This is a genomic window from Methylibium sp. (assembly GCF_965279545.1).
Taxonomy (GTDB): Bacteria; Pseudomonadota; Gammaproteobacteria; order Burkholderiales; family Burkholderiaceae_C; genus Methylibium.
Genome location: NZ_OZ257250.1, coordinates 4,000,868 through 4,022,915 on the forward strand (window position 1 = coordinate 4,000,868; position 22,048 = coordinate 4,022,915).

22 protein-coding genes are annotated in these 22,048 nt (G+C 70.6%); 18 read left to right on the forward strand and 4 right to left on the reverse strand.

Annotated features, from left to right (window positions below; genetic code table 11):
• The first annotated feature begins 13 nt into the window (after window positions 1–13).
• From ACQY9S_RS18705 to ACQY9S_RS18720, 4 genes are all read left to right on the forward strand, one after another.
• Window positions 14–376, forward strand: a complete 363-nt coding sequence (locus ACQY9S_RS18705) for a DUF1304 domain-containing protein (RefSeq protein ID WP_428421785.1) — start codon at window positions 14–16, stop codon at window positions 374–376.
• A 92-nt stretch (window positions 377–468) separates the two neighbouring features.
• Window positions 469–1,155 carry a hypothetical protein gene (locus ACQY9S_RS18710; RefSeq protein WP_428421786.1) on the forward strand — a complete coding sequence of 229 codons (687 nt, stop codon included), beginning with the start codon at window positions 469–471 and terminating at the stop codon, window positions 1,153–1,155.
• A 127-nt stretch (window positions 1,156–1,282) separates the two neighbouring features.
• Window positions 1,283–2,563 carry a PAS domain S-box protein gene (locus ACQY9S_RS18715; RefSeq protein ID WP_428421787.1) on the forward strand — a complete coding sequence of 427 codons (1,281 nt, stop codon included), beginning with the start codon at window positions 1,283–1,285 and terminating at the stop codon, window positions 2,561–2,563.
• Window positions 2,560–3,237: a response regulator gene (locus tag ACQY9S_RS18720; RefSeq protein ID WP_428421789.1), complete on the forward strand. Its 678-nt coding sequence runs from the start codon at window positions 2,560–2,562 to the stop codon at window positions 3,235–3,237. Before ACQY9S_RS18715 ends, ACQY9S_RS18720 begins: the two co-directional genes overlap by 4 nt.
• 34 nt (window positions 3,238–3,271) lie before the next feature.
• Here ACQY9S_RS18720 and ACQY9S_RS18725 read toward each other — a convergent pair whose 3' ends face one another.
• On the reverse strand, window positions 3,272–5,977 hold the full coding sequence (locus ACQY9S_RS18725) for an EAL domain-containing protein (protein WP_428421790.1): 2,706 nt from the start codon (window positions 5,975–5,977) through the stop codon (window positions 3,272–3,274).
• A gap of 291 nt (window positions 5,978–6,268) precedes the next feature.
• Here ACQY9S_RS18725 and ACQY9S_RS18730 point away from each other — a divergent pair, with 291 nt between their 5' ends.
• Both ACQY9S_RS18730 and ACQY9S_RS18735 read left to right on the forward strand, forming a co-directional pair.
• Window positions 6,269–7,624: an MBL fold metallo-hydrolase RNA specificity domain-containing protein gene (locus ACQY9S_RS18730; RefSeq protein WP_428421792.1), complete on the forward strand. Its 1,356-nt coding sequence runs from the start codon at window positions 6,269–6,271 to the stop codon at window positions 7,622–7,624.
• Window positions 7,621–8,877: an MgtC/SapB family protein gene (locus ACQY9S_RS18735; RefSeq protein ID WP_428421793.1), complete on the forward strand. Its 1,257-nt coding sequence runs from the start codon at window positions 7,621–7,623 to the stop codon at window positions 8,875–8,877. The genes ACQY9S_RS18730 and ACQY9S_RS18735 overlap by 4 nt, the downstream gene beginning before the upstream one ends.
• Window positions 8,878–8,892: 15 nt before the next feature.
• On the opposite strand, the gene ACQY9S_RS18740 is transcribed toward ACQY9S_RS18735, so the two are convergent.
• Entirely contained in the window at window positions 8,893–9,261 is a 369-nt protein-coding gene (locus ACQY9S_RS18740) for a TraR/DksA family transcriptional regulator (protein WP_428421795.1), read from the reverse strand.
• Between the two features lie 53 nt (window positions 9,262–9,314).
• Window positions 9,315–9,758: a universal stress protein gene (locus tag ACQY9S_RS18745; protein WP_428421797.1), complete on the reverse strand. Its 444-nt coding sequence runs from the start codon at window positions 9,756–9,758 to the stop codon at window positions 9,315–9,317.
• Between the two features lie 505 nt (window positions 9,759–10,263).
• Between ACQY9S_RS18745 and ACQY9S_RS18750 the strand changes: the two genes are divergently transcribed.
• The 9 genes from ACQY9S_RS18750 (at window position 10,264) to ACQY9S_RS18790 (ending at window position 16,887) form a co-directional block, all read left to right on the forward strand.
• Entirely contained in the window at window positions 10,264–10,779 is a 516-nt protein-coding gene (locus ACQY9S_RS18750; RefSeq protein WP_428421799.1) for a trypsin-like peptidase domain-containing protein, read from the forward strand.
• Window positions 10,776–11,024 (forward strand): PDZ domain-containing protein, encoded by a 249-nt coding sequence (locus ACQY9S_RS18755; protein ID WP_428421801.1) that lies wholly within the window; start codon window positions 10,776–10,778, stop codon window positions 11,022–11,024. The genes ACQY9S_RS18750 and ACQY9S_RS18755 overlap by 4 nt, the downstream gene beginning before the upstream one ends.
• Before the next feature lie 133 nt (window positions 11,025–11,157).
• Window positions 11,158–12,552, forward strand: a complete 1,395-nt coding sequence (locus ACQY9S_RS18760; RefSeq protein WP_428421802.1) for a CmpA/NrtA family ABC transporter substrate-binding protein — start codon at window positions 11,158–11,160, stop codon at window positions 12,550–12,552.
• A gap of 15 nt (window positions 12,553–12,567) precedes the next feature.
• Window positions 12,568–13,455: a nitrate ABC transporter permease gene (gene ntrB, locus ACQY9S_RS18765; protein ID WP_428421804.1), complete on the forward strand. Its 888-nt coding sequence runs from the start codon at window positions 12,568–12,570 to the stop codon at window positions 13,453–13,455.
• A gap of 414 nt (window positions 13,456–13,869) precedes the next feature.
• Window positions 13,870–14,799 (forward strand): ABC transporter ATP-binding protein, encoded by a 930-nt coding sequence (locus ACQY9S_RS18770; protein WP_428421805.1) that lies wholly within the window; start codon window positions 13,870–13,872, stop codon window positions 14,797–14,799.
• A gap of 78 nt (window positions 14,800–14,877) precedes the next feature.
• On the forward strand, window positions 14,878–15,321 hold the full coding sequence (gene cynS / locus ACQY9S_RS18775; RefSeq protein WP_428421807.1) for a cyanase: 444 nt from the start codon (window positions 14,878–14,880) through the stop codon (window positions 15,319–15,321).
• Between the two features lie 135 nt (window positions 15,322–15,456).
• Entirely contained in the window at window positions 15,457–15,927 is a 471-nt protein-coding gene (locus ACQY9S_RS18780) for a DUF1348 family protein (RefSeq protein WP_428421809.1), read from the forward strand.
• 91 nt (window positions 15,928–16,018) lie between these two features.
• On the forward strand, window positions 16,019–16,462 hold the full coding sequence (locus ACQY9S_RS18785; protein ID WP_428421810.1) for a YeeE/YedE family protein: 444 nt from the start codon (window positions 16,019–16,021) through the stop codon (window positions 16,460–16,462).
• An 11-nt stretch (window positions 16,463–16,473) separates the two neighbouring features.
• Complete coding sequence (locus tag ACQY9S_RS18790) at window positions 16,474–16,887, forward strand: DUF6691 family protein (RefSeq protein ID WP_428421812.1); 414 nt, start codon at window positions 16,474–16,476, stop codon at window positions 16,885–16,887.
• A 500-nt stretch (window positions 16,888–17,387) separates the two neighbouring features.
• Here the strand turns inward: ACQY9S_RS18790 and ACQY9S_RS18795 are convergent, their stop codons facing one another.
• A complete protein-coding gene (locus ACQY9S_RS18795) occupies window positions 17,388–18,785 on the reverse strand; it encodes a PLP-dependent aminotransferase family protein (protein ID WP_428421813.1) in 1,398 nt (465 codons plus the stop codon).
• A 413-nt stretch (window positions 18,786–19,198) separates the two neighbouring features.
• Here ACQY9S_RS18795 and ACQY9S_RS18800 point away from each other — a divergent pair, with 413 nt between their 5' ends.
• The 3 genes from ACQY9S_RS18800 to ACQY9S_RS18810 all read left to right on the forward strand — a co-directional run bounded on the left by ACQY9S_RS18800 (window position 19,199) and on the right by ACQY9S_RS18810 (window position 21,942).
• Entirely contained in the window at window positions 19,199–19,681 is a 483-nt protein-coding gene (locus ACQY9S_RS18800) for an MSMEG_0572/Sll0783 family nitrogen starvation response protein (RefSeq protein WP_056318373.1), read from the forward strand.
• A gap of 142 nt (window positions 19,682–19,823) precedes the next feature.
• Window positions 19,824–20,900: a Nit6803 family nitrilase gene (locus tag ACQY9S_RS18805; protein ID WP_428421814.1), complete on the forward strand. Its 1,077-nt coding sequence runs from the start codon at window positions 19,824–19,826 to the stop codon at window positions 20,898–20,900.
• Window positions 20,863–21,942, forward strand: a complete 1,080-nt coding sequence (locus ACQY9S_RS18810) for an MSMEG_0568 family radical SAM protein (protein ID WP_428425818.1) — start codon at window positions 20,863–20,865, stop codon at window positions 21,940–21,942. The genes ACQY9S_RS18805 and ACQY9S_RS18810 overlap by 38 nt, the downstream gene beginning before the upstream one ends.
• Window positions 21,943–22,048 lie beyond the last annotated feature (106 nt).

Here is a 22,048-nt window from a genome sequence, read left to right on the forward strand (position 1 = left end):
CGGAGAAGTGTCCATGGCCCTGCTCGCGAACCTCGTCGTCGCCCTCGTCGCGCTGTTGCACGTCTACATCCTCGTGCTCGAGATGTTCCTGTGGGACAAGCCGGCCGGGCTGCGTGCCTTCGGACAGACGCCGCAGGCGGCGGCAGCCTCCAAGGTGCTGGCGGCGAACCAGGGGCTCTACAACGGTTTCCTCGCGGCCGGCCTGTTCTGGGGCCTGAGCCTGGGTGCAACCGGCAGCGGCGTGAAGGTCTTCTTCCTCGTTTGCGTGCTGGTGGCCGGCCTGTACGGCGCCGCGACGGCCAGCCGCAAGATCCTCTACGTCCAGGCGCTGCCGGCGGCCATCGGCCTGGCGCTGCTGTGGCTGTCGGCCGCGTGATCGCGTTGAACCGAGGGCCGCAGCACCTGGCGCCGGGCCGGGCAGTCGCTGCGGCGTAAGCTTCGCGCATGCCGTGTTCCCGGTCTCCCTTTTTGCGCGCTGTCGGAGGCGTCGTTGCGGCACTCGCCGTCTCGGCCGCGTCCGCCCAGCCGGCGCGCACGCTGCCGCAGCGCAACCTGCTGGTCGAGGTGCGCCAGGGCGATGAATCGAGCTTCAGCGCCAGCGGTGGCGGCTTGCGCTCCGGCGCGGTGACGGTCGGCCCGAACGGCCAGGTGTCCGGCCGCGCCGGCGTCACGCTCGAATCGCGCAGCAGCGACACCGCGCGCGACGCGCAGCAGCGGCTGCTCGTGCTCAACGGCGGGCAGGGCATGCTGAACCTCGGCGCGTCGGTGCCGCTCACCTGGCTGCAGGTGGTGTGGACGCCCAGCGGCCCCGGTGCGATCGCCGGCAGCAGCTACGTCGACACCGGCCGCAGCGTCGCGGTGCGGCCGAGCTGGCCCGGTGGCAATTCGCCGGTCACGGTGGAGGTGCGTACCGAGGCGAGCGCGCTGGCCGGCGGCGGCCTGCCCTCGCGCTACGACTTTCGAGGCCAGCCGCAGCCCGAGGGCAGCGTCGAGCGTGCCGGTCTGCTGACCACGGTGCAGCTGCCGCTCGGCGAATGGATGACCGTCGCCAGCGACGGCGGCAGCGAGCGCCGCAGCGAGCGAGGCGTGCTGTCCAGCGCCGAGATCGCACGCGAGCGCCGCTACGTCGTGCAGATGCGCGTCAGCGTGCCCTGACGCGCTGCGGTGCGAGCCGCTGCTGTCGGTGCGCACGCACGGGGTCGGCCCGGATGGAAGTCAGGGCCGGCGCATACGCTGTGGCGAGACCGGCCCGTGGTGGCACACGCCTTGCGCCGCTTCGTGCATGGAATGCTCCCACGCCCATGCCGGCGACACGCTCACCCGGGGGGCCGCCGACAGGTCCCCCGGTGGGCGTCTGCTGCCCGCCGGCCCGGCCGCGCCGGCGCCGGCCCGGCGCCACGACGGCGCGCCGTGGCAGGACCGGCTCACGCTGCTGCTGGAGTCGACCGGCGACGGCATCTTCGGCATCGACGTCGATGGCTGCTGCACCTTTGTGAACCGCGCCGCCGCCCAGGCCCTGGGCTACCGCACCGAAGAGGTGCTCGGGCGCAACATGCACGCGCTGATCCACCACTCGCACGGTGACGGCACGCATTACCCCGAGGCCGACTGCCCGATCTTCAACGCCTTCCGCCGGGGCCTGCCCTGCCGCATCGATCATGAAGTGCTGTGGCGCGCCGACGGCAACCCCTTCCAGGCGGAGTACTCGTCTCACCCCATCGTCGAGGCCGGCGAGGTGCTGGGTGCGGTGGTTACTTTCGTCGACATCACCGCGCGCAAACAGGCCGAAGAGCAACTGGTGCGCGCCAAGCGCGAGCTCGAGCGCACCAACGACCGGCTGGAGCAGCGCGTCGCCGAGCGCACCCGCGCGCTGAGCGATGCGCTCGCGCAGCGGCGCCAGCTCTCGGCCTACCTCGAGACGGTGCGCGAGCAGGAGCGCACCCGCATCGCGCGCGAGATCCACGACGAACTCGGCTCGTTGCTGGTGGCGCTGAAGATGGACGTCAACTGGCTCGACAAGCGCGTCGCCGATCGCGCGCCGCTGGCCGCCAAGTGCGGGGGCATGGGGGCGCTGATCGACACCGCGGTCGACAAGGTCGGCCGCATCATCACCGACCTGCGCCCCAGCATCCTCGACCACCAGGGCCTGTGGGCCGCGCTCGAGTGGCAGGCGCAGGAATGGCTGGAGAGCGCCGAGCTGCAGGCCGACCTCCAGGTGCACGTGGCCGCCGGCGTCGCGCCGCCCGAGGGCGGTCTGGCGATCGCGGTGTTCCGCATCTTCCAGGAGCTGCTGTCCAACATCGCACGCCATGCGCGGGCGCGGCGCGTGAGCATCCGCATCGCGGTCGACGCGCCGCCCGAGCCGGTGCTCTACCTCGACGTGCGCGACGATGGCGTCGGCACCACGCCCGAAGCGCTGAACGGCCCGCGCAGCTACGGCGTGATGGGCATGCGCGAGCGCGCGGCCCACTTCGGCGGGCGCCTCACCATCGACAGCGCGCCGGGACAGGGCACGCAAGTCAGGCTGATGATGCCGCTGGCGCAAGAGGAGGGGGCGGCATGATCAAGGTGATCATCTGCGACGACCATGTGATCGTGCGCCAGGGCATCAAGCAGATCCTGGCCGACGCCGGCGACATCGCGCTGGCCGGCGAGGCCGGCAACGGCCCCGACGCGATGGCACTGGTGCGCTCCGGTGCCGCGGCCGGCAGGCTGCCCGACGTGGTGCTGCTCGACATCGCGATGCCGCAACGCGACGGCCTCGACGTGCTGAAGGCGCTGAAGGCCGAGTTCCCGAAGCTGCCGGTGCTGATGCTCAGCACCTACCCCGACCGCCAGTACGCGGTGCGCAGCCTCAAGCTCGGCGCGGCCGGCTACCTGAACAAGAGCGCCGACAGCGAGCAGATGATCGACGCGATCCGCAAGGTGGCGAAGGGCAGGCTCTTCATCACGCCCAGCGTTGCCGAGCAGCTGGCCGGCGCGGTGCGCGCCGGCAGCGGCACGAAGAAGGGCCGGGGCGACGACGATGCCCCACTGCACGAGCGCCTGTCGCACCGCGAGTACCAGGTGTTCCGCCTGCTGGCCGCGGGCAAGAGCGTCGGCGAGATCGCCGAGCAGCTGGTGCTGTCGCCCAACACCGTGAGCACCTACCGCGCGCGCATCCTGGAGAAGACCAGCGTGCGCAACGACGTCGAACTGGCGCTGTACGCGGTGAGGCAGGAGTTGATGCCGGCCTGAGGTTCGAGGCGTTCACCGGCCGCCCTATCGGCGGTCAGACACCCAGGCCCTGATCGACATCGGCGGTTGCCGAGGATTCGCCATTCGGAAAGCGCCCGGAACGGCGGGCAGGGGGCATGAACGTCGGCAACGTCAGGCGTCGCCCTTCGCGCAGTGCGCGGGTGATCTCCTCGACGGGCAGTGGCCGCGAGAAGTAGTAGCCCTGCATCTCGTCACAGCCGTGGGCACGCAGGAAGTTGAGCTGCTCCTCGGTCTCGACGCCTTCGGCCACGACCTTGAGCTTCAGGCTTCGCGCCAGGTTGATGATCGCCAGCGCGATGGTCGCACCGTCGGCATCGGTGGTGACGTCGCGGATGAACTCACGGTCGATCTTCAGCGCATCGAGCGGGAAGCGCTTCAGGTAGGCGAGGCTCGAATAGCCGGTGCCGAAGTCGTCGACCGACAGCCGGATACCGCGGGCCTTCATGTCCCGCAGTGCTTGCACGGCCGCTTCCGAGTCGCTCATCAGGCTCGACTCGGTCAACTCGAGTTCGAGCAGGCCCGGGTCGACCTTGCTCGATGCCAGGATGTCGCCGATCACGGCGGCGAGATTCTTCTGCCGGAACTGGCGCGCCGACAGATTGACCGCGACCGGCGGCGGTGACAAGCCTTCAGCCCGCCACCGGGCGATCTGTGCGCACACCGTCGCGACGACCCATTCACCGACCGGGAGGATCAGACCGGTGTCCTCGAGGATCGGAATGAAGTCGCCGGGCGGCACCAGGCCGCGCCCCGCCGGCTGCCACCTCAGCAGCGCCTCCATGCCGCTGATCTCGCCGGTTGCGAGCCTGACCTTGGGCTGATAGTGCAAGAGATACTCGCCGCGGTCGAGCGCGCCGCGCAGCTGGGACTCGGCGCGCATGCGCGCGAGGGCGAGCTCGTTCATCTGCGGCATGTAGAACTGGTAGGCGTTGCGGCCGGACTCCTTGGCCCGGTACATCGCGGTGTCGGCGTTCTTCAGGAGCGTGTCGGGTTCGCGTCCGTCGATCGGGTACACGCCGATGCCGATGCTGGCCGACACATAGACCTCGTGCACGCCGAGCTGGAACGGTGCGGCAAGCGAGGCGACGATCTTCTGCGCGACCAGGGCGGCGTCATCGGGGCGCGCCAGGTGCGCCAGCGCGACGGCAAACTCGTCGCCGCCGAGTCGACCGACGGTGTCGCCCGGGCGCACCGCGCACCGCAGGCGCTCGGCGATCTCGACCAGCAGCAGGTCGCCGACGGCATGGCCGAGGGTGTCGTTGACGTTCTTGAACCGATCGATGTCGACGAACAGCACGCCCACCGGCAGCTTGTCCCGCTCCGCGACGATCAGCGTGTGACCGAGCCGGTCCAGGTACATGCTGCGATTGGGCAACTCGGTCAGCGGATCGAACTGGGCCAGGTAGGTCAACCGGTCTTCGGTGTTCTTGCGCTCGATGGTCGCGGCCAGCGTGTTCGACACGCTCTGCACGAAGTCGGCGTTCTCGGCACTGAAGCAGCCAGGCTCGCGCGAATAGGCGCCGATGACGCCGTAGGCGCCGCCGCCGCCGCAGACCAGCACCTCCACGGCGCTGCGCACGCCGTGTGCCTGCAGGATGGCGGAGCGCTGGAAGCGCGTCTGGGACTCGAAATCGCCAATGACGATCGACTCGCGCGCACCGAGGATGAAGCGGTCCTGCGTCTCGGCCGCGGCATCGAAGCACGGCTCGCGCAGCCACGTTTCGGACCAGCCTGTACCGGCCACCTGGACCAGCGTGCGGTCATCGGATCCTGCCTCCAGCAGCCGGCAAAGATCGACCTTCAATCCTTGCTGCACGATCTCGATCGCCTGCGACATCAGTTCGGGCAGCGGCGGGTTCTCCAGCGCGAACTGGCCGAAGCGCGCCAACAAGCCATGCTTCACCGTCTGTCTTTGCAGCGCGCGCTCGACATCCTTGCGCGTCGTGATGTCGCGCGCCACCTTGGCGATCAGCCAGGCGCTTCCCACGCGCACGGCGCGGCGGCGCACCTCGACCGGCACCCGGGTGCCGTCGGCGCGCTGCAGGCGCGTCTCGAAGGTGTCGCCGCTCACGTCGCCGGCAATCAGCGCCTGCCACGAGGTCTCGAGCTCGTGGCGAGTGGTCGAGAACAGGGTTTCGGGGGCTATCGCCAGCAGGTCTGCCCGCGAGTGGCCATACATCTGGCATGCGGCGCCATTGACGTCGACCAGCGCCATGCGACTGACGTCGATCAGGAAGATCGCGTCGGCCGTCGCTTCCATCGCGGCGCCGAATCGCCGCAGGCCCTGATCGCGGCGACGGCGCTCCGTGATGTCCTGGTGCGCGATCACGAACAGGTCGCATTCGCTCCCAAAGCGCGTGACGGCGGCTTCGAACCAGCGTTCGTCCGCCGGCGAAGGGCCTGGATACTCCATCGAGAAACGCTCGCGCCGGCCGGCCAGCACCTGGCGAACCCCCGCCGCGAACGCATGCGTCCAGTCCACCTCCGGCCCGGTGGCACTGTCGCAGGTGCCGAGATAGTCGCTTCCTTCCACCGCCTGCCGCGGGCGCCCGCTGTCGGCCGCCGCGCGCAGGCGCCATGCGCGATTGACCGCGCACACGATGCCGTGGCGGTCGACGACGCAGGCATGCTCGGACAGCGCGTCGACCGTTGCCCACGCCAGCGAGTCACGTGGCGAGGCGCCAGCGTTGCTGGCGAGAACGGGGGCGGCGATGGACATTCGGGTTCAGCGGCAAAGGGGAGTCTGGCTGGGCGCGGCGACCGCCCACCGTCGCTATATCGGCAAGTGCCCGGCGCGATTGAGCGCGGCTGCGCCGCCCAACGCCTTGCTGACTCGTTACACGGCGCTCGGTGCCCCGCCGTCGAGGCGGGGCGGGCGGTTTCCTGCCCCGCGGGGCCACACGCGCAGCATTGATCGAGGTCAACGGGCGGCGAGCCCCGTCGCGGCGGCGTGTCGTCTGTGCGAGAGTCCGGCGTCGTCACAGCGCGGTTCGCGATCCGCACGTCCCGCATGAAGATCACCTTCCTCGGCGCCGCCGATACGGTCACCGGCTCCAGGCATCTCGTCGAGCTCGGCGGTGCGCGCGTGCTGCTCGACTGCGGCCTGTTCCAGGGCTACAAGACGCTGCGCGAGCGCAACTGGGCGCCGCTGGCGGTGCCGCCGGCGCTGATCGACGCGGTGGTGCTGAGCCACGCCCACCTCGACCACTGCGGCTGGCTGCCGGTGCTGGTGAAGCAGGGCTTCAAGGGCACGGTGCACGCCTCTGCCGCCACACGCGACCTGGCCGAGGTGCTGCTGCTCGACAGCGCGCACCTGCAGGAAGAGGACGCACGGCGCGCCAACCGGGGCGGTTGGTCGCGCCACCAGCCGGCGCTGCCGCTGTACAGCGTCGCTGACGCCAAGCGCGCCATCTCGAGGATCGTGGCGCTGCCGGCCGGCCGCAGTGTGCGCATCGGCGACGCGCGAATCGAGCTCACGCCTGCCGGCCACCTGCTGGGTGCGATGTCGGTGGGCGTGCGCGCGAACGGCCGCACGCTGGTGTTCTCGGGCGACCTGGGGCGCAGCGACGACCTGCTGATGCCGGCGCCTGGCCGCGTGGCGCAGGCCGACGTGCTGCTGATCGAGTCGACCTACGGCAACCGCCGGCATCCGCGCGACGACGTGCAGGCGCAGCTGGGCGAGATCGTCCGCGCCACGGTGCGGCGCGGCGGCAGCGTGCTGCTGCCGTCGTTCGCGGTCGGCCGTGCGCAGGCGCTGCTGCTGGTGCTGCAGCGGTTGAAGGCGGCCGGCGAGATCCCGGCCGACCTGCCGGTCTTCCTGGACAGCCCGATGGCGAGCACCGCGACCGCGCTCTACCAGCACCATCGCAAGCTGTTGCGCATCGCACCGCGCGAGGCCGGCACGCTGACCGACGGCGTGACGCTGGTCGCGGGGCCCAAGGAGTCCGAGCGCCTGACACGCCAGCGCTGGCCCAAGGTCGTCATCTCGGCCAGCGGCATGGCCACCGGCGGGCGCGTGCTGTACCACCTGAAGGCGCTGGCGCCCAACCCGCGCAACCACATCGTCTTTCCCGGCTTCCAGGTCGGCGGCACGCGCGGTGCGGCGCTGATCGGCGGCGCGCGCGAGGTCAAGATCCACGGCGAGTACATCGCGGTGAAGGCCGAGGTCAGCCACCTCGAAGGCTTCTCCGGCCATGCCGATGCCGACGGGCTGATGGACTGGCTGCGCGGCTTCGCGTCGCCGCCGGAGCGGACCTTCGTCGTCCACGGCGAGCCCGCGGCGGCCGACACGCTGCGGCTGCGCATCCAGGACGAGCTGGGCTGGCGCGTGTCGGTGCCGGAGCACGGGGCGACGCTGGAGGTGTGAGCTTGGACGCGCTGCCGGACGGGGTCCTCGGGCTGGCGGTCGCGCTGGGCGCGGGCCTGCTGATCGGCATCGAGCGCGAACGCCGCAAGGGCCGCGGCGACGACCGCGAGGCCGCGGGCCTGCGCAGCTTTGCGGTCGCGGCGGCCACCGGCGGCCTTGCCCAATGGCTGCCGGTGCCGGGGCTGGTGGTGGCCGGGGCGGTGCTGGTGGCGGCACTGGCCGCGCTGTCGTACGGGAGAAGTCGCTCGCGCGATCCGGGGCTGACCACCGAACTGGCGCTGTTCACCACCTACCTGATCGGCGTGCAGTCGGTGCTCTCGCCCGCGCTCGGGGCGGCCTGCGGCGCCGGCCTCGCGGCGCTGCTGGCGGCGCGTGAGCGGCTGCACCGTTTCGCGACCCAGCTGCTGAGCGACCAGGAGTTGCATGACGGACTGCTGCTGGCCGCGTTGGCGCTGATCGTGCTGCCGCTGGTCCCGTCGCGGCCGCTCGAGGCATTCGGTGGCATCAGTCTGAGGCCGCTCGTTGCGCTGGTGCTGTTGATCATGGCCATGCAGGCCGGCGGTCAGGTGGCGCTGCGCTGGCTCGGTGTGCGCGGCGGCGTGCTCGTGTCGGGCTTCGTATCGGGATTCGTCTCGAGCACCGCGACCGTCGCATCGTTCGGCAGCCGCTCGCGCGCGCAGCCGGCGCAGACGGCGGTGCTGGCCGGCGCCGCCGCGCTCTCGGCGGTGGCCACCTGGCTGCAGGTGCTGGTGATGAGCGCGGTGCTGTCGCCGCCTGCCGCCGTCGCGCTGTTCCCGGTGGCGCTGGCCGGCGCGGCAGGCGCATTGGCCATCGGCCTGCTGTCGCTGCGCTCGCGCGGTGCGCTCGCTGCGGCGCCGGCGGGCCCGCCACGCAGCGCGCTGCGGCCGCGCGAGGCGATCGTGGTGGCGCTGACGCTGGGTGTCGTCGCGCTGGGGGTCGGCAATGCGCAGCGCCACTACGGAGACGCCGGGCTCGGCCTGAGCGTCGCGCTCGCCGCGCTGCTCGACGCGCACGCGCCGGTGGCGTCGCTCGCTTCACTGCACGCGGCCGGCGAGCTGTCGACCGAGCAGATGCTGCGCGGCGTGCTGCTGGCCGTCAGCGCGAACACGCTGACGCGTTGCGGTGTGGCGGCCGTGGCCGGCGGGCGGGCCTACGCGCTGCGCGTCGGGGCGGCGTTGGCGGTCAGCCTCGCGCTCGCGTGGGCTGCGGCGTGGTGGCTGTTGCGGCCTTGAGGGCCGTTGCGTCGGTCAGCTGCGGTGGGGAGCCCGGTCGGCCTGCTCCTGGCAGGTCAGGCACAGGCGCGCCTCGGGCAGTGCACGCAGCCGCGGCAGGCCGATCGGCTTGCCGCAGCGTTCGCAGTCGCCGTAGCCGCCGACATTCAGGCGCTGCAGCGCCGCGCTCACTTCGTCGAGTTCGCGCTGCCAGTGGCTGATCAGCGTGATCTCGAGTTCGTCTTCCGCATCGGCGGCGGCGCCTTCGCTGCCGGCGATGAAGGTGTTGCCGGTGGCGGCGCCGGGCTCGACGAGTTGCGCGCGGTGTGCGCGAACCTCGTCGCGCAACCGCGCCTCGCGGGCGAGCAGGTCGTCGCGGATGTCTGCGTAGGGCCGGGTGTTCATGCGGGTTGCCTTCGGGGTGGATCAGGGATTGCCGCCGGACCATCCGGCGACTTCTAGTGCAGCATCAACAGGGGCAACTCGCTGCGCACCATCACGCCCCGCGTCTGCGAACCGAACAGCCACTCGCCGAACAGGCCGCGCCCGTGCGTCACCATCACGATCAGGTCGCAGCCGCGCTGGCGGGCGACATCGGCGATCGCCGCATCGATCTCGTGGGCCTGGGCGAAGAAGCCCTCGAAGGGAACGCCGGCGTCGGTGGCGCGCCGCTCGAACGCCGACAGCACGCCCTTCGCGTGCTCGGCCGTGGCCCGCGCATGCGCTTCGAGATCCCGCAGGTAGTGCGCGGCGCTGCGGGTCGAGCCCGCGGGCGGCACCGGCGGCTCGGCGATGAAGGCAGTGATCGACGCGCCGAGCTGGAGCGCAAAGTCGATGCTCGCCTGCATCGCGCGGTCGGCCAGGGCGCCGCCGTCGACGGGAACCAGGATGTGCTTGAACATGGTGAATGCCTGTGCCTGCAGCGCTGCGGTCGATTCAGTCTAGGTGGCGCCGGTGCGAACAGGCTTGTCCAGGATCAAACAGGCCGCGGCGCGGCGCGGCGCCGGCGGGCCCGCGGCCTTGATGCAGCGCAAGCCGCGTTGGGGGTCGTCTGGCTAGGGCCTGTTCACGCTACCGGAGGGCACACGCCCGGGTTGCACAGGCCGCAGGGGTAGGCGCGAAGGAGGCGGCGTGCTGTTGCACGCAACGACTGAGCAACGCCGCCCTGCGACCTGTGCAACCCGGGCCCGAAGGGTGACCCATGAAACAAACGCCCTCGGCGTTGCAAAGGCTCGCCGGGGCCCGACCCCGGCTGCGCTTTGCGCCTTGATGGCCTTCGTTTCATGGGTCACGTGTGCCCTCCGGTAGCGTGAACAGGCCCTAGAGTGATCCGGACCCTGCGCACGGCGCGCGGGCAGGTTCCCGGAGGCATGCCGCCATGCGGCCGACCCAGACTCACGCTGTTCGATGAAACGCGCTGCGTGGTGGCGGCGTTTCGCGCGAACCGGCGTCATGGCGGCCGGCGCGGGGCTGCTCGCGGCCTGCGCGGGCCTGCAGCAAGGATCCGCCGCGCCGGAGCCACGTGTGCTGCCGATGAGCTTTGCGCCGGCGCTGCAGCGCGGCCTGTCGGCCGCGGTGGGGGTGTTCGGCGTGGGCATGTCCTATTCGGCGGCCGAGGCGCCGAAGCCTGGGGCGCCGCGCCGTGTCGGCGACGAGCGGGTGGCCGACCGCATCGGGGCCGGGTTCATCATCTCCGGTGCCGACGGCCTGATCGTCACGGCCTCGCACGCGGTGGCCGGCAGCCAGCGCATCGCGGTCAAGCTGCCCGACCAGCGCGTCGTCGCCGCCACGCTGGTGGGCGAGGACGAGGAGGCCGACATCGCGCTGCTGCGCGTGCCGCTCGTGCTGCCCGAGCCGCCGCCGCATGGCCGCTCCGCCTCGCTGCGCCCCGGCCGCGGCTGGGCGCCGAGTTCGACGACGTGACGCCCTTCACGGCGCTGGACGCACGCCGACCGTATGCGTCCGGGGCGCGGGTCGGCGCGGTCGGCATCGATTCGCTGGCCGAGCGCATCGGACTGCAGGCGGGCGACATCATCGTCGGCATGAATGGCCGACCCATCGGGCACAGCGGCGACCTCGCACGGGCGCTGCTGGCCTGGCGCTCGGTCAGCGGCACGACGCTGACCGTGTTCCGCGAGCAGGCCTACCTGGAACTGCGCCTGCAGTAGGTCCGCTGCGGTGCCCGACGGGGCGGGACCCGCCGTGTAGTGCCACCCCTACAAAACATCCCCGCCGCGCACGATCGCGCGAGCCGTGCCGCGTCCCTAGCATCGATCCTGATCCAAGCCGAAGGGATGCCCGATGAGCAACGAGCGCAATTTCGACCCGTACGACGCCGACCGCCCGCTGCTGATGCGTTGCAGCTGTGGCCGCCACGGGTCTGCCGCCGAGCACGCGGCCGACGCCGCCACCGCCGAGCTGCGCCGCCGCAGCGAGACGGCCGAATTCGAGGCCTATTCGAATGCCTTCGTCGAGGCCACGCTGGTGAAGGCGCTGTTCCCGCAGGACGCGGTGCGCCGGCGCTTCCTGCGCGCGGTGGGCAAGGGCACGGCCATGGCGGCGATCGCCAGCGTGCTGCCGATCGCGCCGCTGCAGGCCCTGGCCCAGGCGGCCGGCGCGCCGGAGAAGAAGGACCTGAAGATCGGCTTCATCCCGATCACCTGCGCCACGCCGCTGATCATGGCTCACCCGCTGGGCTTCTATTCGAAGCAGGGCCTCAACGTGCAGGTGGTCAAGACGGCCGGCTGGGCGCTGATCCGCGACAAGATGCTCAACAAGGAGTACGACGCCACGCACTTCCTGAGCCCGATGCCGCTGGCCATCAGCATGGGCGTGGGCTCCAACGCCACGCCGATGAACGTGGCGACGATCCAGAACACCAACGGCCAGGCCATCACGCTGGCGAACAAGCACAAGGACAAGCGCGACCCGAAGCAGTGGAAGGGCTTCAAGCTCGCGGTGCCGTTCGAGTACTCGATGCACAACTTCCTGTTGCGCTACTACGTGGCCGAGGCCGGGCTGGACCCGGACCGCGACATCCAGATCCGCGTGGTGCCGCCGCCCGAGATGGTGGCCAACCTGCGCGCCGGCAACATCGACGGCTACCTCGGCCCAGACCCCTTCAACCAGCGCGCGGTGTTCGAGGAGGTGGGCTTCCTGCACCTGCTGACCAAGGAGCTGTGGAACGGCCACCCCTGCTGCGCCTTCGGCACCAGCACCGAGTTCATCCAGCAGAACCCCAACACCTTCGCGGCGCTGTACCGCGCGGTGCTCACCGCCGCGGCCATGGCGCGCAAGCCCGGGAACCGCGAGCTGATCGCCAAGGTGATCTCGCCGCAGGCCTACCTGAACCAGCCCGAGACGGTGGTGACGCAGGTGCTGACCGGCAAGTTCGCCGACGGCCTGGGCAACGTGAGGAACGTGCCCGACCGCGCCGACTTCGACCCCATCCCCTGGCAGAGCATGGCGGTGTGGATGCTCACGCAGATGAAGCGCTGGGGCTACGTGAAGGGCGACGTGAACTACAGGCAGATCGCCGAGAAGGTGTTCCTGCTGACCGACGCCAAGAAGACGATGAAGCAGCTCGACCAGAAGGTGCCCGACGGCGCGTACCCGAAGTTCACCATCATGGGCAAGGTGTTCGACCCCGAACAGCCCGAACCCTACATCGGCAGCTTCGCGATCAAGCGCACCTGAGCGGACCGGACGGCCATGAACGGAGCCCGTTCGCTCAACCTGCGCGCCGGCCTGCTGTCGGCGCTGATCCTCGCGCTGCTGTTGATCGTGTGGCAGCTCGCCACGCGGCCGGCGGCGGGCAGCGCGGCGGCGCCGGCCGCGACGATGACGCCGGAGCAGATCGAGTACGCCCGCCTGCTCGGCAAGGACCCGGGCGCCGAGGCCGGCTCGACCGCCGGCCGCTCGGGTTTCCCGACGCCGGCCCAGCTGGGCAGCAAGGTGATCGAGCACCTGTCGCGCCCGTTCTACGACAACGGCCCGAACGACAAGGGCATCGGCCTGCAGCTCGCCTATTCGCTGGGGCGTGTGGGGCTGGGCTTCGCGCTGGCGGCGCTGGTCGCGATCCCGCTGGGCTTCCTGATCGGCATGAGCCCGCTGGTCTATCGTGCGCTCGATCCCTTCATCCAGGTGCTCAAGCCGATCTCGCCGCTGGCCTGGATGCCGCTGGCGCTCTACACGATCAAGGACTCGTCGATCAGCGGCATCTTCGTGATCTTCATCTGCTCGGTCTGGCCGATGCTGATCAACACTGCCTTCGGCGTGGCCGGCGTGCGGCGCGAATGGCTCGACGTGGCCAAGACGCTGGAAGTCACGGCCCTGCGCCGTGCCTTCGAGGTGATCCTCCCGGCCGCGGCGCCCACCATCCTGACGGGCATGCGCATCAGCATGGGCATCGCCTGGCTGGTGATCGTGGCCGCCGAGATGCTGGTGGGCGGCACCGGCATCGGCTACTTCGTGTGGAACGAGTGGAACAACCTGTCGCTCACCAACGTGATCTTCGCGATCCTGGTGATCGGCGTGGTCGGCATGCTGCTGGACCTGCTGTTCGCGCAGGCGCAGAAGGCGGTGACGTATGTGGACTGATTCGGCTGCGTCGGTGCGAGGCCCGAGGGCGGTGGGCTGCGCGGGCTTCACTGCGCCACCTTCGCCTGCCGGCGAAGGTCTGCTGCGCTGCTCGCTCCGCGAGGGCGGCTGCGATGACTCCGCCGCGCCGCTGGACGCGGTACGGCATAGAGCCTTCTCGCCGGTCCGCCGCACAGCGGCGGACTGCCCCCCGCTGCGCTGCGCTGCTCGCTGGCGCAGAGGCGCCCGCACAGCCCACCGCCCTCGGGCCTTCATGCATCGGTTCGGGGCGGCGGCCGTCGAAATCAACGGTGCGTCTGGCAAGGGCGTGGGCAGGGCCGATGGCGCGCCTCTGGTACGCCAGCGAAGCGACAGCGGCCCTGCCCACGCCCTTGCCGGCTCGGTATCGGCAAGCCCGGCGCCAAAGACTGGCCCATGCCCATGAACTCGCCTACGCCCTTCCTCAAGATCGAGGGCCTGGCCAAGACCTATCCCGGCTCGACCGAACCGGTGTTCGACGGCGTGAATTTCGGCATCGCGAAGGGCGAGTTCGTCTGCATCATCGGCCACAGCGGCTGCGGCAAGACCACCATCCTCAACGTGCTCGCTGGCCTGGAGCAGGCCGGCGCCGGCCACGTGTTCATGGACGGCCGCGAGGTCGCCGGCCCCAGCCTCGAGCGTGGCGTGGTGTTCCAGGGCCATGCGCTGATGCCCTGGCTCAGCGTGCGCCGCAACATCGCCTTCGCGGTGCGCAGCAAGTGGCCCGGCTGGAGCGCGCCCCAGGTCGATGCGCAGGTCGAGAAGTACGTGACCATGGTTGGCCTGGGGCATGCCATCGACAAGAAGCCGTCGGCGCTGTCGGGCGGCATGAAGCAGCGCGTGGGCATCGCGCGCGCCTTCGCGATCGAGCCCAAGATGCTGCTGCTCGACGAACCCTTCGGCGCGCTGGATGCGCTGACGCGCGGCAGCATCCAGGACGAACTGCTGAAGATCTGCGCCGAGACACACCAGACCGTCTTCATGATCACGCACGATGTCGACGAGGCCATCCTGCTGGCCGACAAGGTCCTGCTGATGAGCAACGGCCCGCAGGCGCGCGTGGCGGAGATCGTGCGCAACACCATGCCGCGCGACCGCCGGCGCGCCACGCTGCACCACGACCCGCAGTACTACCGCATCCGCAACCACCTGGTCGACTTCCTGGTGGTGCGCTCGAAGGACCTGGCACATGGCCGGGCGCAGGCGTTGCCCCCCGAGGTGCATCCGGGTGTCGACGCCTCGCCGGAGGCCGACACCGAACCCGCCGCGCTGGTTACCACTGGCGATGCCGCGCCGACCCGCACGCCGCTACAGCGCGTGGTCTGACCGTCGACCGTTCGCTGGCTGGCCTGCGCACTTGCTCGCTCAACCAAGCCCCTTCGTCCCACCCCACCGGAGCACGTCATGAGCCGTCTCGAAGTCACCGAAAAGATCGTCGCCACCAAGGTGGCCAAGGGCCTGAAATGGTCCGATGTCGCCGCCCGGGTCGGCCTCAGCAAGGAATGGACGACGGCGGCCTGCCTCGGTCAGATGACGCTGACGAAGGAGCAGGCCGGCATCGTTGGCGAGATCTTCGGCCTCAGCAACGCCGAGCAGCAGTGGCTGACGGTGGTGCCCTGCAAGGGCTCGCTGCCGACCAGCGTGCCGACCGATCCGCTGATCTACCGCTTCTACGAGCTGGTCAGCGTGTACGGCACGACCTTCAAGGAGCTGATCCACGAGGAGTTCGGCGATGGCATCATGAGCGCGATCGACTTCAAGATGAACCTGCAGCGCGAGCCCAACCCGGCCGGCGACCGGGTCAGCATCACGATGAGCGGCAAGTTCCTGCCTTACAAGACCTATTGATCGAACGACCACCCCCGTTGCGGCTGCGCCACTCCCCCTCGAGGGGGCGACGCTGGCGGACCGGCAGAGCCGGATCCGCGGCGTCTGCTCGAAGCGATGGGGCGCTCCGCCGCTGCGAGAAACCGGACCCACGACATGACCGAAAGCCGCCCTCCCGTCCCGCCCTTCATACCCGAGACCGCGCGCCAGAAGGTGCGCCTGGCCGAGGACGCCTGGAACACCCGCGATCCCGACGTGGTGGTGCGCGTCTACACCGACGACACCCGCTGGCGCAACCGCAGCGAGTTCCCGTTCGGCCGCGAGCAGGTGCGCGCCTTCCTGCAGCGCAAGTGGGCGAAGGAGCTGGACTACCGGCTGATCAAGGAGTTGTGGGCCTGCGACGGCCCGCGCATCGCGGTGCGCTTCGCCTATGAGTGGCACGACGAGTCGGGCCAGTGGTTCCGCAGCTACGGCAACGAGAACTGGGAGTTCACGCCGCAGGGCCTGATGGCGCGCCGCTACGCGAGCATCAACGACCTGCCGATCACCGAGGGCCAGCGTCTGTTTCTCTGGCCGCTCGGGCGGCGGCCGGACGAGCACGCGGGCCTGAGCGAGCTGGGGCTCTGATCGCTCCAATTTGTATTGGCCCGGTTGCCGCACCGGCGAAGCCCGCCCTGCCGGCGCCCGGACGAAGACCTGATCACCGGAGACCTTCCCCATGCACATCGCCTGGCAGCTGTTCACGCCCTGGCACGCCCTGACCGGCGGGCTGCTGATCGGTCTCGCGACCGCGCTCTACGTCCTCGGCCTGGGCCGCATCGCCGGCATTGCCGGCATCGTGTCCACGCCCTTGCGCGCGCTGGTGGCCGGCCGCGGCCTCGCCGGCCAGGGCACGCCGCTGGCGTTCCTGGCCGGGCTGGTGCTCGCGCCGCTGGTCTGGCGTGCCTTCGCGCCGCTGCCGGCGATGACGGTCGACGTCGGCTACGGCGCGCTGGTCGTCGCCGGTTTGCTGGTCGGCGTGGGGGTGCGCATGGGCAATGGCTGCACCAGTGGCCACGGCGTGTGCGGGCTGAGCCGCCTGTCGCTGCGCTCGCTGGTCAACGTGCTGGCCTTCATGGGCAGCGGCTTCGTGGCCGTGTTCGTGCTGCGCCACGTGCTGTGAAGGAAGCTGCCATGCGTGCTGCCATCGCCTTGCTGAGCGGTCTGGTGTTCGGTTTCGGCCTGATCCGGGGCGGCATGACCGACCCGGCCAAGGTCAAGGGCTTTCTGGACCTCTTCGGCGCCTGGGACCCGAGCCTGGCGCTGGTGATGGGCGGCGCCATCGCGGTCGGCGTGGTGGCCTTTGCGCTGGCCAGGCGCCGGCGCCGGTCGTGGACCGGCGACGCCATCGACTTGCCGACCAACACCACCATCGACCGGCGGCTCGTCGGCGGCGGCCTGCTGTTCGGCGCGGGCTGGGGGCTCGGCGGCTTCTGCCCCGGCCCGGCCGTCGTCGCGCTGGGCTCGGGCCTGGGAGCGGCCTGGGTGTTCGTCATCGCGATGCTGCTCGGCATGGTCGTGCATGACCGCTGGCTGGCCGGCGCCTGAAACCAACTCGCAATCAAACCTGTCAAATCGGCCGGTGTCTTTCGGCTCGTTGCCGCCGTTCGTGTGCGGGGGGTGTTGAGGTTCGAAGCGTCCACCGGCCGGCCTCCTGCGAGGACCGCGCGTTACTGTCGAGGCCGCCGGGCGAGCGACTTCGCTCATGCCCGGCCGCTTGTATCGCGGCCGGGCGTTCAGCAGCCGAGAGGCGCCTTCCGGCGCCCCCCGCGCGGCTTCACTCCCCCGGTGCCGGCCTCACGGCCGTCCCCTCCTCCTTTACTTCGCTACGCCGCTCACCCGACGCCCTCGCCAGCACTCACCATTGCTGCCCGCGCAGGCCGTCAAGTCCCGGCGCAGCGCTCCCGCTGACATGCGACGGTTGGCTTTCCGAACAAAGGCTCCGAAACCTGCAACAAGCCCAGCCCCGAGCTTCAATCTGATGCGTTTGAATGCAATGCCGTATGAGCCGGCCCGCGCATCGGGCTGCCTGCGCGTTCGCGCCGGCCCTACACCACCGTGGCGTGCGGGTGCAGCGGATGCTCCAGCGTGCCGGCGATCAGCCGCAGCGCGTCGTCGCACTCGCTGCGGCTGAGCGGGCCGCCCAGGCAGATGCGCACCGCGTCGGGCGGGTCGCCATCGGTCGAGAAGGCCGCGCTGGCCACCACGCCGACGCCCTGGGTGCGCAGGTAGGAGGCGAACTCCACCATGCTCCACGACGACGCCAGCGGCAGCCACAGGTGAAAGCCCTCCGGCTGGGCCTGCACGGCGTGCTGCGCCAGGTGGCGTGCCGCCAGCGCCTGCCGCGCCATCGACTCGTTGCGGATCGCCTGCAGCATCGCCTGCGCGCTGCCGTCGACCACCCAGCGCGTGGCCAGCGCATTGGTGACCGGCGAGGCCATCACCGTGGTGGCGCGCAGCGCGCCGGCCAGCCGCTGCGCCTGGCGCTCGCTCGGGGCGCTCACGTAGGCGGTGCGCAGGCCGGCACCCAGGCATTTGCTCAGGCCGGTGATGTAGTAGGTCAGCTCCGGTGCCAACAGCGCCAGCGGTGACGGCACTTCGCGCGGCAGCATCGAGTAGGCGTCGTCCTCGATGATCGGCACGCTGTAGCGCAGCGCGACGTCGGCCAGTGCCTCGCGCCGCCGCCGCGAGGTGGTGAGGGTGGTGGGGTTGAGCAGGGTCGGGTTGCAGTACAGCGCCTTGGGCTTGAGGGTCTTGCAGGCCTGCTCGAAATCGGCCGCGCTCGGGCCCTCGTCGTCGAGTGCCAGCGCATGCAGCTGCACGCCGAGCTGTGTGGCGATGGCCTTGATGCCCGGGTAGGTCAGCGACTCGACGCAGATCAGCTCGCCCGGCCGCGCGAGCTGCGACACCAGCGCCGCCAGCGCGCTGTGGATGCCGGGACACACGAGTACGCGCTCGGCGCTGCAGCTGGGCAGCCGGTGCCGCAGCCAGTGGACGGCGGCGTCCTTGTCCTCGGGCGAGCCGCCGAAGTCCTGGTAGCGCATCAGCGTGTACAGGTCGGCGCGCGTCATCAGGTCGCGGGCACTCTCGCGCAGGCGTTCGAGCAGCGCCGGGTCCGCCGGCTCCGGCGGCAGGTTCATCGTCATCTCCGCACCGCTGCCGCCGCGCAGCGGCAGTGCCGGGCTGCCGCCGCGCACGAAGCTGCCCGTGCCGGGCCGCGAGTCGATCAGGCCGCGCTTGCGCGCTTCGGCGTAGGCGCGCGCCACCGTCGTGTAGTTGAGGTGCAACTGGTCGGACAGCTCGCGCAGCGTCGGCAGGCGGTCGCGCGAGGTGAGCCGGCCGGTGCGCACGTCCTCGGCGATCAGGTCGGCGATCAACAGGTAGGCCGGGCGATCGCCGGCCTCGAGGCGGCGCTGCCAGTGCGCGGTGGCTTTCGAGCCGCTCATCGCAGCGAGCGGGCAAGGGGTGCAAGCGGGCGACTTGATTGCATGGATTGATCGCATTTCTCGGTGGGCGAATGCATCAACTGATTGCACGCTTCGTGCCGCGTCCCAGGGCACGGTGGGACACGCGAGCCGCGCCATCGCGGTGCGCTCGGGGCCATTGATCGCGAGCATTGATCGCACCGCAGCGCCTCGATTCGGTGCGCCTCGCGCGGTGTGGCCGAGGCCTGCGAGACCGCCGGCGTGCGGTCACAAAAAAGTGAGGACGCGACCGATGGCTTGCCTGCGCATTGATCGTCCATTGATTGCATCCGGCGCCGCCGCGCCGCCGCCGTGCTGGCACACCGCATGCGAAAAGAAAGGGCGCGCCGCCGCTGTTGCCTCCCCATCCGCACCACCCCCTCAAGGAGTAAGCCATGCCCAAAGTCACCCGACCGGCCAACGAGAAAGGCGAGTTCCTCGTCGATTACGAAGAGAAGGTTTTCGAGGACGTGAAGGCCGAGCCTGGCGAGAAGGCGCTCGTCACCTTCCACACCGTCGCCTTCGAAGGCTCGATCGGCTTCGTCAACCTGCTGCAGGCCACGCGGCTGCAGCGCAAGGGCTTCGAGACCTCGGTGCTGCTCTACGGCCCCGGCGTCACGCTGGGCGTCAAGCGCGGCTTCCCGACGCTGGGCGACGAGGCCTTCCCCGGCCACCAGAACTTCAACAACCAGATCGCCAAGTTCATGAGCGAGGGCGGCAAGGTCTACGCCTGCCGCTTCGCGCTGCAGGCGCTGTACGGCCATGGCGAAGGCGCGCTGATCGAAGGCATCCGCCCGATCAGCCCGCTGGACGTGCTGGACATCATCCTGCTGCACCGCAAGTCCAACGCCTTCATCCTGGACACCTGGACACTTTGACCACCCCCGTTGCGGCTGCGCCGCTCCCCCTCGAAGGGGGCGACGCTGGCGGGCCGGCGGAGCCGGACCCGCGGCGTCCACTCGGTGGATCGTGGTTCGGCCTGCGCCCAGCTTCTCTTCGAGCCGTCATGGAGATCCTGAGATGAGTTCCCCTCGCACCGTCCGCGCCGCAGCGGTCCAGATCGCGCCCGACCTCGAGCGGCCCGCGGGCACGCTCGAGCGCGTGCTCGCGGCCGTCGACGAGGCGGCCGCGCAGGGCGCGCGGCTGGTGGTGTTCCCCGAGACCTTCGTCCCTTACTACCCCTACTTCTCGTTCGTGTTGCCGCCGGTGCTGCAGGGCGCGCCGCACCTGCGGCTGATGGAGCACGCGGTGGTGGTGCCCGGCCCGGTCACGCAGGCGGTCGCCGAGCGGGCCCGCGCACGCGGCATCGTCGTCGTGCTCGGCGTCAACGAGCGCGACTTTGGGAGCCTCTACAACACCCAGCTGGTCTTCGATGCCGACGGCGCGCTGATCCTGAAGCGCCGCAAGATCACCCCGACCTACCACGAGCGCATGGTCTGGGGCCAGGGCGACGGCGCCGGCCTGAAGGTGGTCGACAGCGCGGTCGGCCGCCTCGGTGCGCTGGCCTGCTGGGAGCACTACAACCCGCTGGCGCGCTACGCGCTGATGACACAGCACGAGGAGATCCACTGCGCGCAGTTCCCCGGCTCGATGGTGGGGCAGATCTTCGCCGATCAGATGGCGGTGACGATCCGCCACCACGCGCTGGAGTCGGGCTGCTTCGTCGTCAACGCCACCGGCTGGCTGACCGACGCGCAGATCGCGGCCATCACGCCCGACCCGGGCCTGCAGAAGGCACTGCGCGGCGGCTGCCACACCGCGATCGTCTCGCCCGAGGGCAAGGACCTGTGCACCCCGCTGACCGAGGGCGAGGGCATCGTCTATGCCGACCTCGACATGGCGCTGATCGCCAAGCGCAAACGCATGATGGATTCGGTGGGCCACTACGCGCGCCCCGAGCTGCTGAGCCTGCTGATCAACGACCGTCCGGCCACGACCTCGATGCCGATGCCGGCCACCCCCGCTATTCCCGCCGTTACCGCGGCCCTCCGGAGTTCCGCCCATGAGCACCACGACCCTCGGCCCCGCACCGACCTTGTCGCCGGAGAGCCGCCAGTTGATGACCGAGCTGCAGTCCTTCGGGTTGCGGCTGGCTGATCCGGGCTCGCCGAATGCCGGCGTGGCCAGCCGTCGCGGCGGCGCGGGGCCGTCGGACCACAAGGCGGTCATGGTCGATGGCCACACGATCATGGTGCCGGTGCACACCCAGGGCGCCTGGGCTTCCCCGTTCGTCGCCGAGGCGCCCGACGCCAGCGGCACGAGCCGGCTGACGCGCGGCAGCATCCCGATCGCGCGCATCGCCTTCCCGAAGGCGCCGCGCTTCTATGCGCTGCAGACCTTCGACGGCGTGCCCTATTCGCACATCGCCACGTTGCACGGCTCGGACGTGCTGGCGACCACGGTGCTGCAGACCTGCATCCGCTACGAGAGCCGCCGCAAGACCTGCAAGTTCTGCGCGATCGGCCAGAGCCTCGCGGCCGGCCGCACGGTGGCGCACAAGACGCCCGAGCAGCTCGCCGAGGTGGCGCGCGCCGCGGTGCTGCTCGACGGCGTGAAGCACATGGTCATGACCACCGGCACCCCGCCCACGCCCGACCGCGGCGCGCAGGTGCTGTGCGACAGCGCTTTCGCGATCCGTGCGGCGGTCGACCTGCCGATCCAGGCGCAGTGCGAGCCGCCGGACACCGACCAGTGGTTCGTGCGCATGAAGGCCGCCGGCATCGACACGCTGGGCATGCACCTCGAGGTGGTGACGCCCGAGCTGCGCGAACGCATCATGCCGGGCAAGGCCACGGTGCCGGTCGAGCGCTACCTGGAGAGCTTCGAGGCGGCGGTCGGCGTGTTCGGCCGCGGCCAGGTGTCGACCTACATCCTGGCCGGCCTGGGCGACACGCGCGAGGCCATCCTCTCGATCGCCGAGAAGCTGGTGGCGCTGGGTGTCTACCCCTTCGTCGTGCCCTTCGTGCCGATCAGCGGCACGCCGCTCGAGGACCACCCGGCGCCGAGCCCCGAGTTCATGAAGTCGGTGCTGGAGCCGCTGGGCGCGATGGTGAGCGCCGGGCGCCTGCGCTCGGCCGACATCAAGGCGGGTTGCGGCAAGTGCGGGGCGTGTTCGTCGCTGTCCGTGTACGAATCATGAGCGGTGTTGCGAGTCGCAGGGGCCCTCACCCCCACCCTCTCCCGCTTGCGGGCGAGGGGGCCGGCCGGCGCAGTTCACTCCCTCTCCCGCAAGCGGGAGAGGGTGG

Coding starts and splice junctions, on each gene's coding strand:
- ACQY9S_RS18705 (WP_428421785.1), top strand. CDS start 14: ATGGCCCTGCTCGCGAACCTCGTCGTCGCCCTCGTCGCGCTGTTGCAC.
- ACQY9S_RS18715 (WP_428421787.1), top strand. CDS start 1,283: ATGGAATGCTCCCACGCCCATGCCGGCGACACGCTCACCCGGGGGGCC.
- ACQY9S_RS18720 (WP_428421789.1), top strand. CDS start 2,560: ATGATCAAGGTGATCATCTGCGACGACCATGTGATCGTGCGCCAGGGC.
- ACQY9S_RS18725 (WP_428421790.1), bottom strand. CDS start 5,977: ATGTCCATCGCCGCCCCCGTTCTCGCCAGCAACGCTGGCGCCTCGCCA.
- ACQY9S_RS18730 (WP_428421792.1), top strand. CDS start 6,269: ATGAAGATCACCTTCCTCGGCGCCGCCGATACGGTCACCGGCTCCAGG.
- ACQY9S_RS18740 (WP_428421795.1), bottom strand. CDS start 9,261: ATGAACACCCGGCCCTACGCAGACATCCGCGACGACCTGCTCGCCCGC.
- ACQY9S_RS18745 (WP_428421797.1), bottom strand. CDS start 9,758: ATGTTCAAGCACATCCTGGTTCCCGTCGACGGCGGCGCCCTGGCCGAC.
- ACQY9S_RS18750 (WP_428421799.1), top strand. CDS start 10,264: ATGAAACGCGCTGCGTGGTGGCGGCGTTTCGCGCGAACCGGCGTCATG.
- ACQY9S_RS18760 (WP_428421802.1), top strand. CDS start 11,158: ATGAGCAACGAGCGCAATTTCGACCCGTACGACGCCGACCGCCCGCTG.
- ntrB (WP_428421804.1), top strand. CDS start 12,568: ATGAACGGAGCCCGTTCGCTCAACCTGCGCGCCGGCCTGCTGTCGGCG.
- ACQY9S_RS18770 (WP_428421805.1), top strand. CDS start 13,870: ATGCCCATGAACTCGCCTACGCCCTTCCTCAAGATCGAGGGCCTGGCC.
- cynS (WP_428421807.1), top strand. CDS start 14,878: ATGAGCCGTCTCGAAGTCACCGAAAAGATCGTCGCCACCAAGGTGGCC.
- ACQY9S_RS18780 (WP_428421809.1), top strand. CDS start 15,457: ATGACCGAAAGCCGCCCTCCCGTCCCGCCCTTCATACCCGAGACCGCG.
- ACQY9S_RS18785 (WP_428421810.1), top strand. CDS start 16,019: ATGCACATCGCCTGGCAGCTGTTCACGCCCTGGCACGCCCTGACCGGC.
- ACQY9S_RS18790 (WP_428421812.1), top strand. CDS start 16,474: ATGCGTGCTGCCATCGCCTTGCTGAGCGGTCTGGTGTTCGGTTTCGGC.
- ACQY9S_RS18795 (WP_428421813.1), bottom strand. CDS start 18,785: ATGAGCGGCTCGAAAGCCACCGCGCACTGGCAGCGCCGCCTCGAGGCC.
- ACQY9S_RS18800 (WP_056318373.1), top strand. CDS start 19,199: ATGCCCAAAGTCACCCGACCGGCCAACGAGAAAGGCGAGTTCCTCGTC.
- ACQY9S_RS18805 (WP_428421814.1), top strand. CDS start 19,824: ATGAGTTCCCCTCGCACCGTCCGCGCCGCAGCGGTCCAGATCGCGCCC.
- ACQY9S_RS18810 (WP_428425818.1), top strand. CDS start 20,863: ATGACCGAGCTGCAGTCCTTCGGGTTGCGGCTGGCTGATCCGGGCTCG.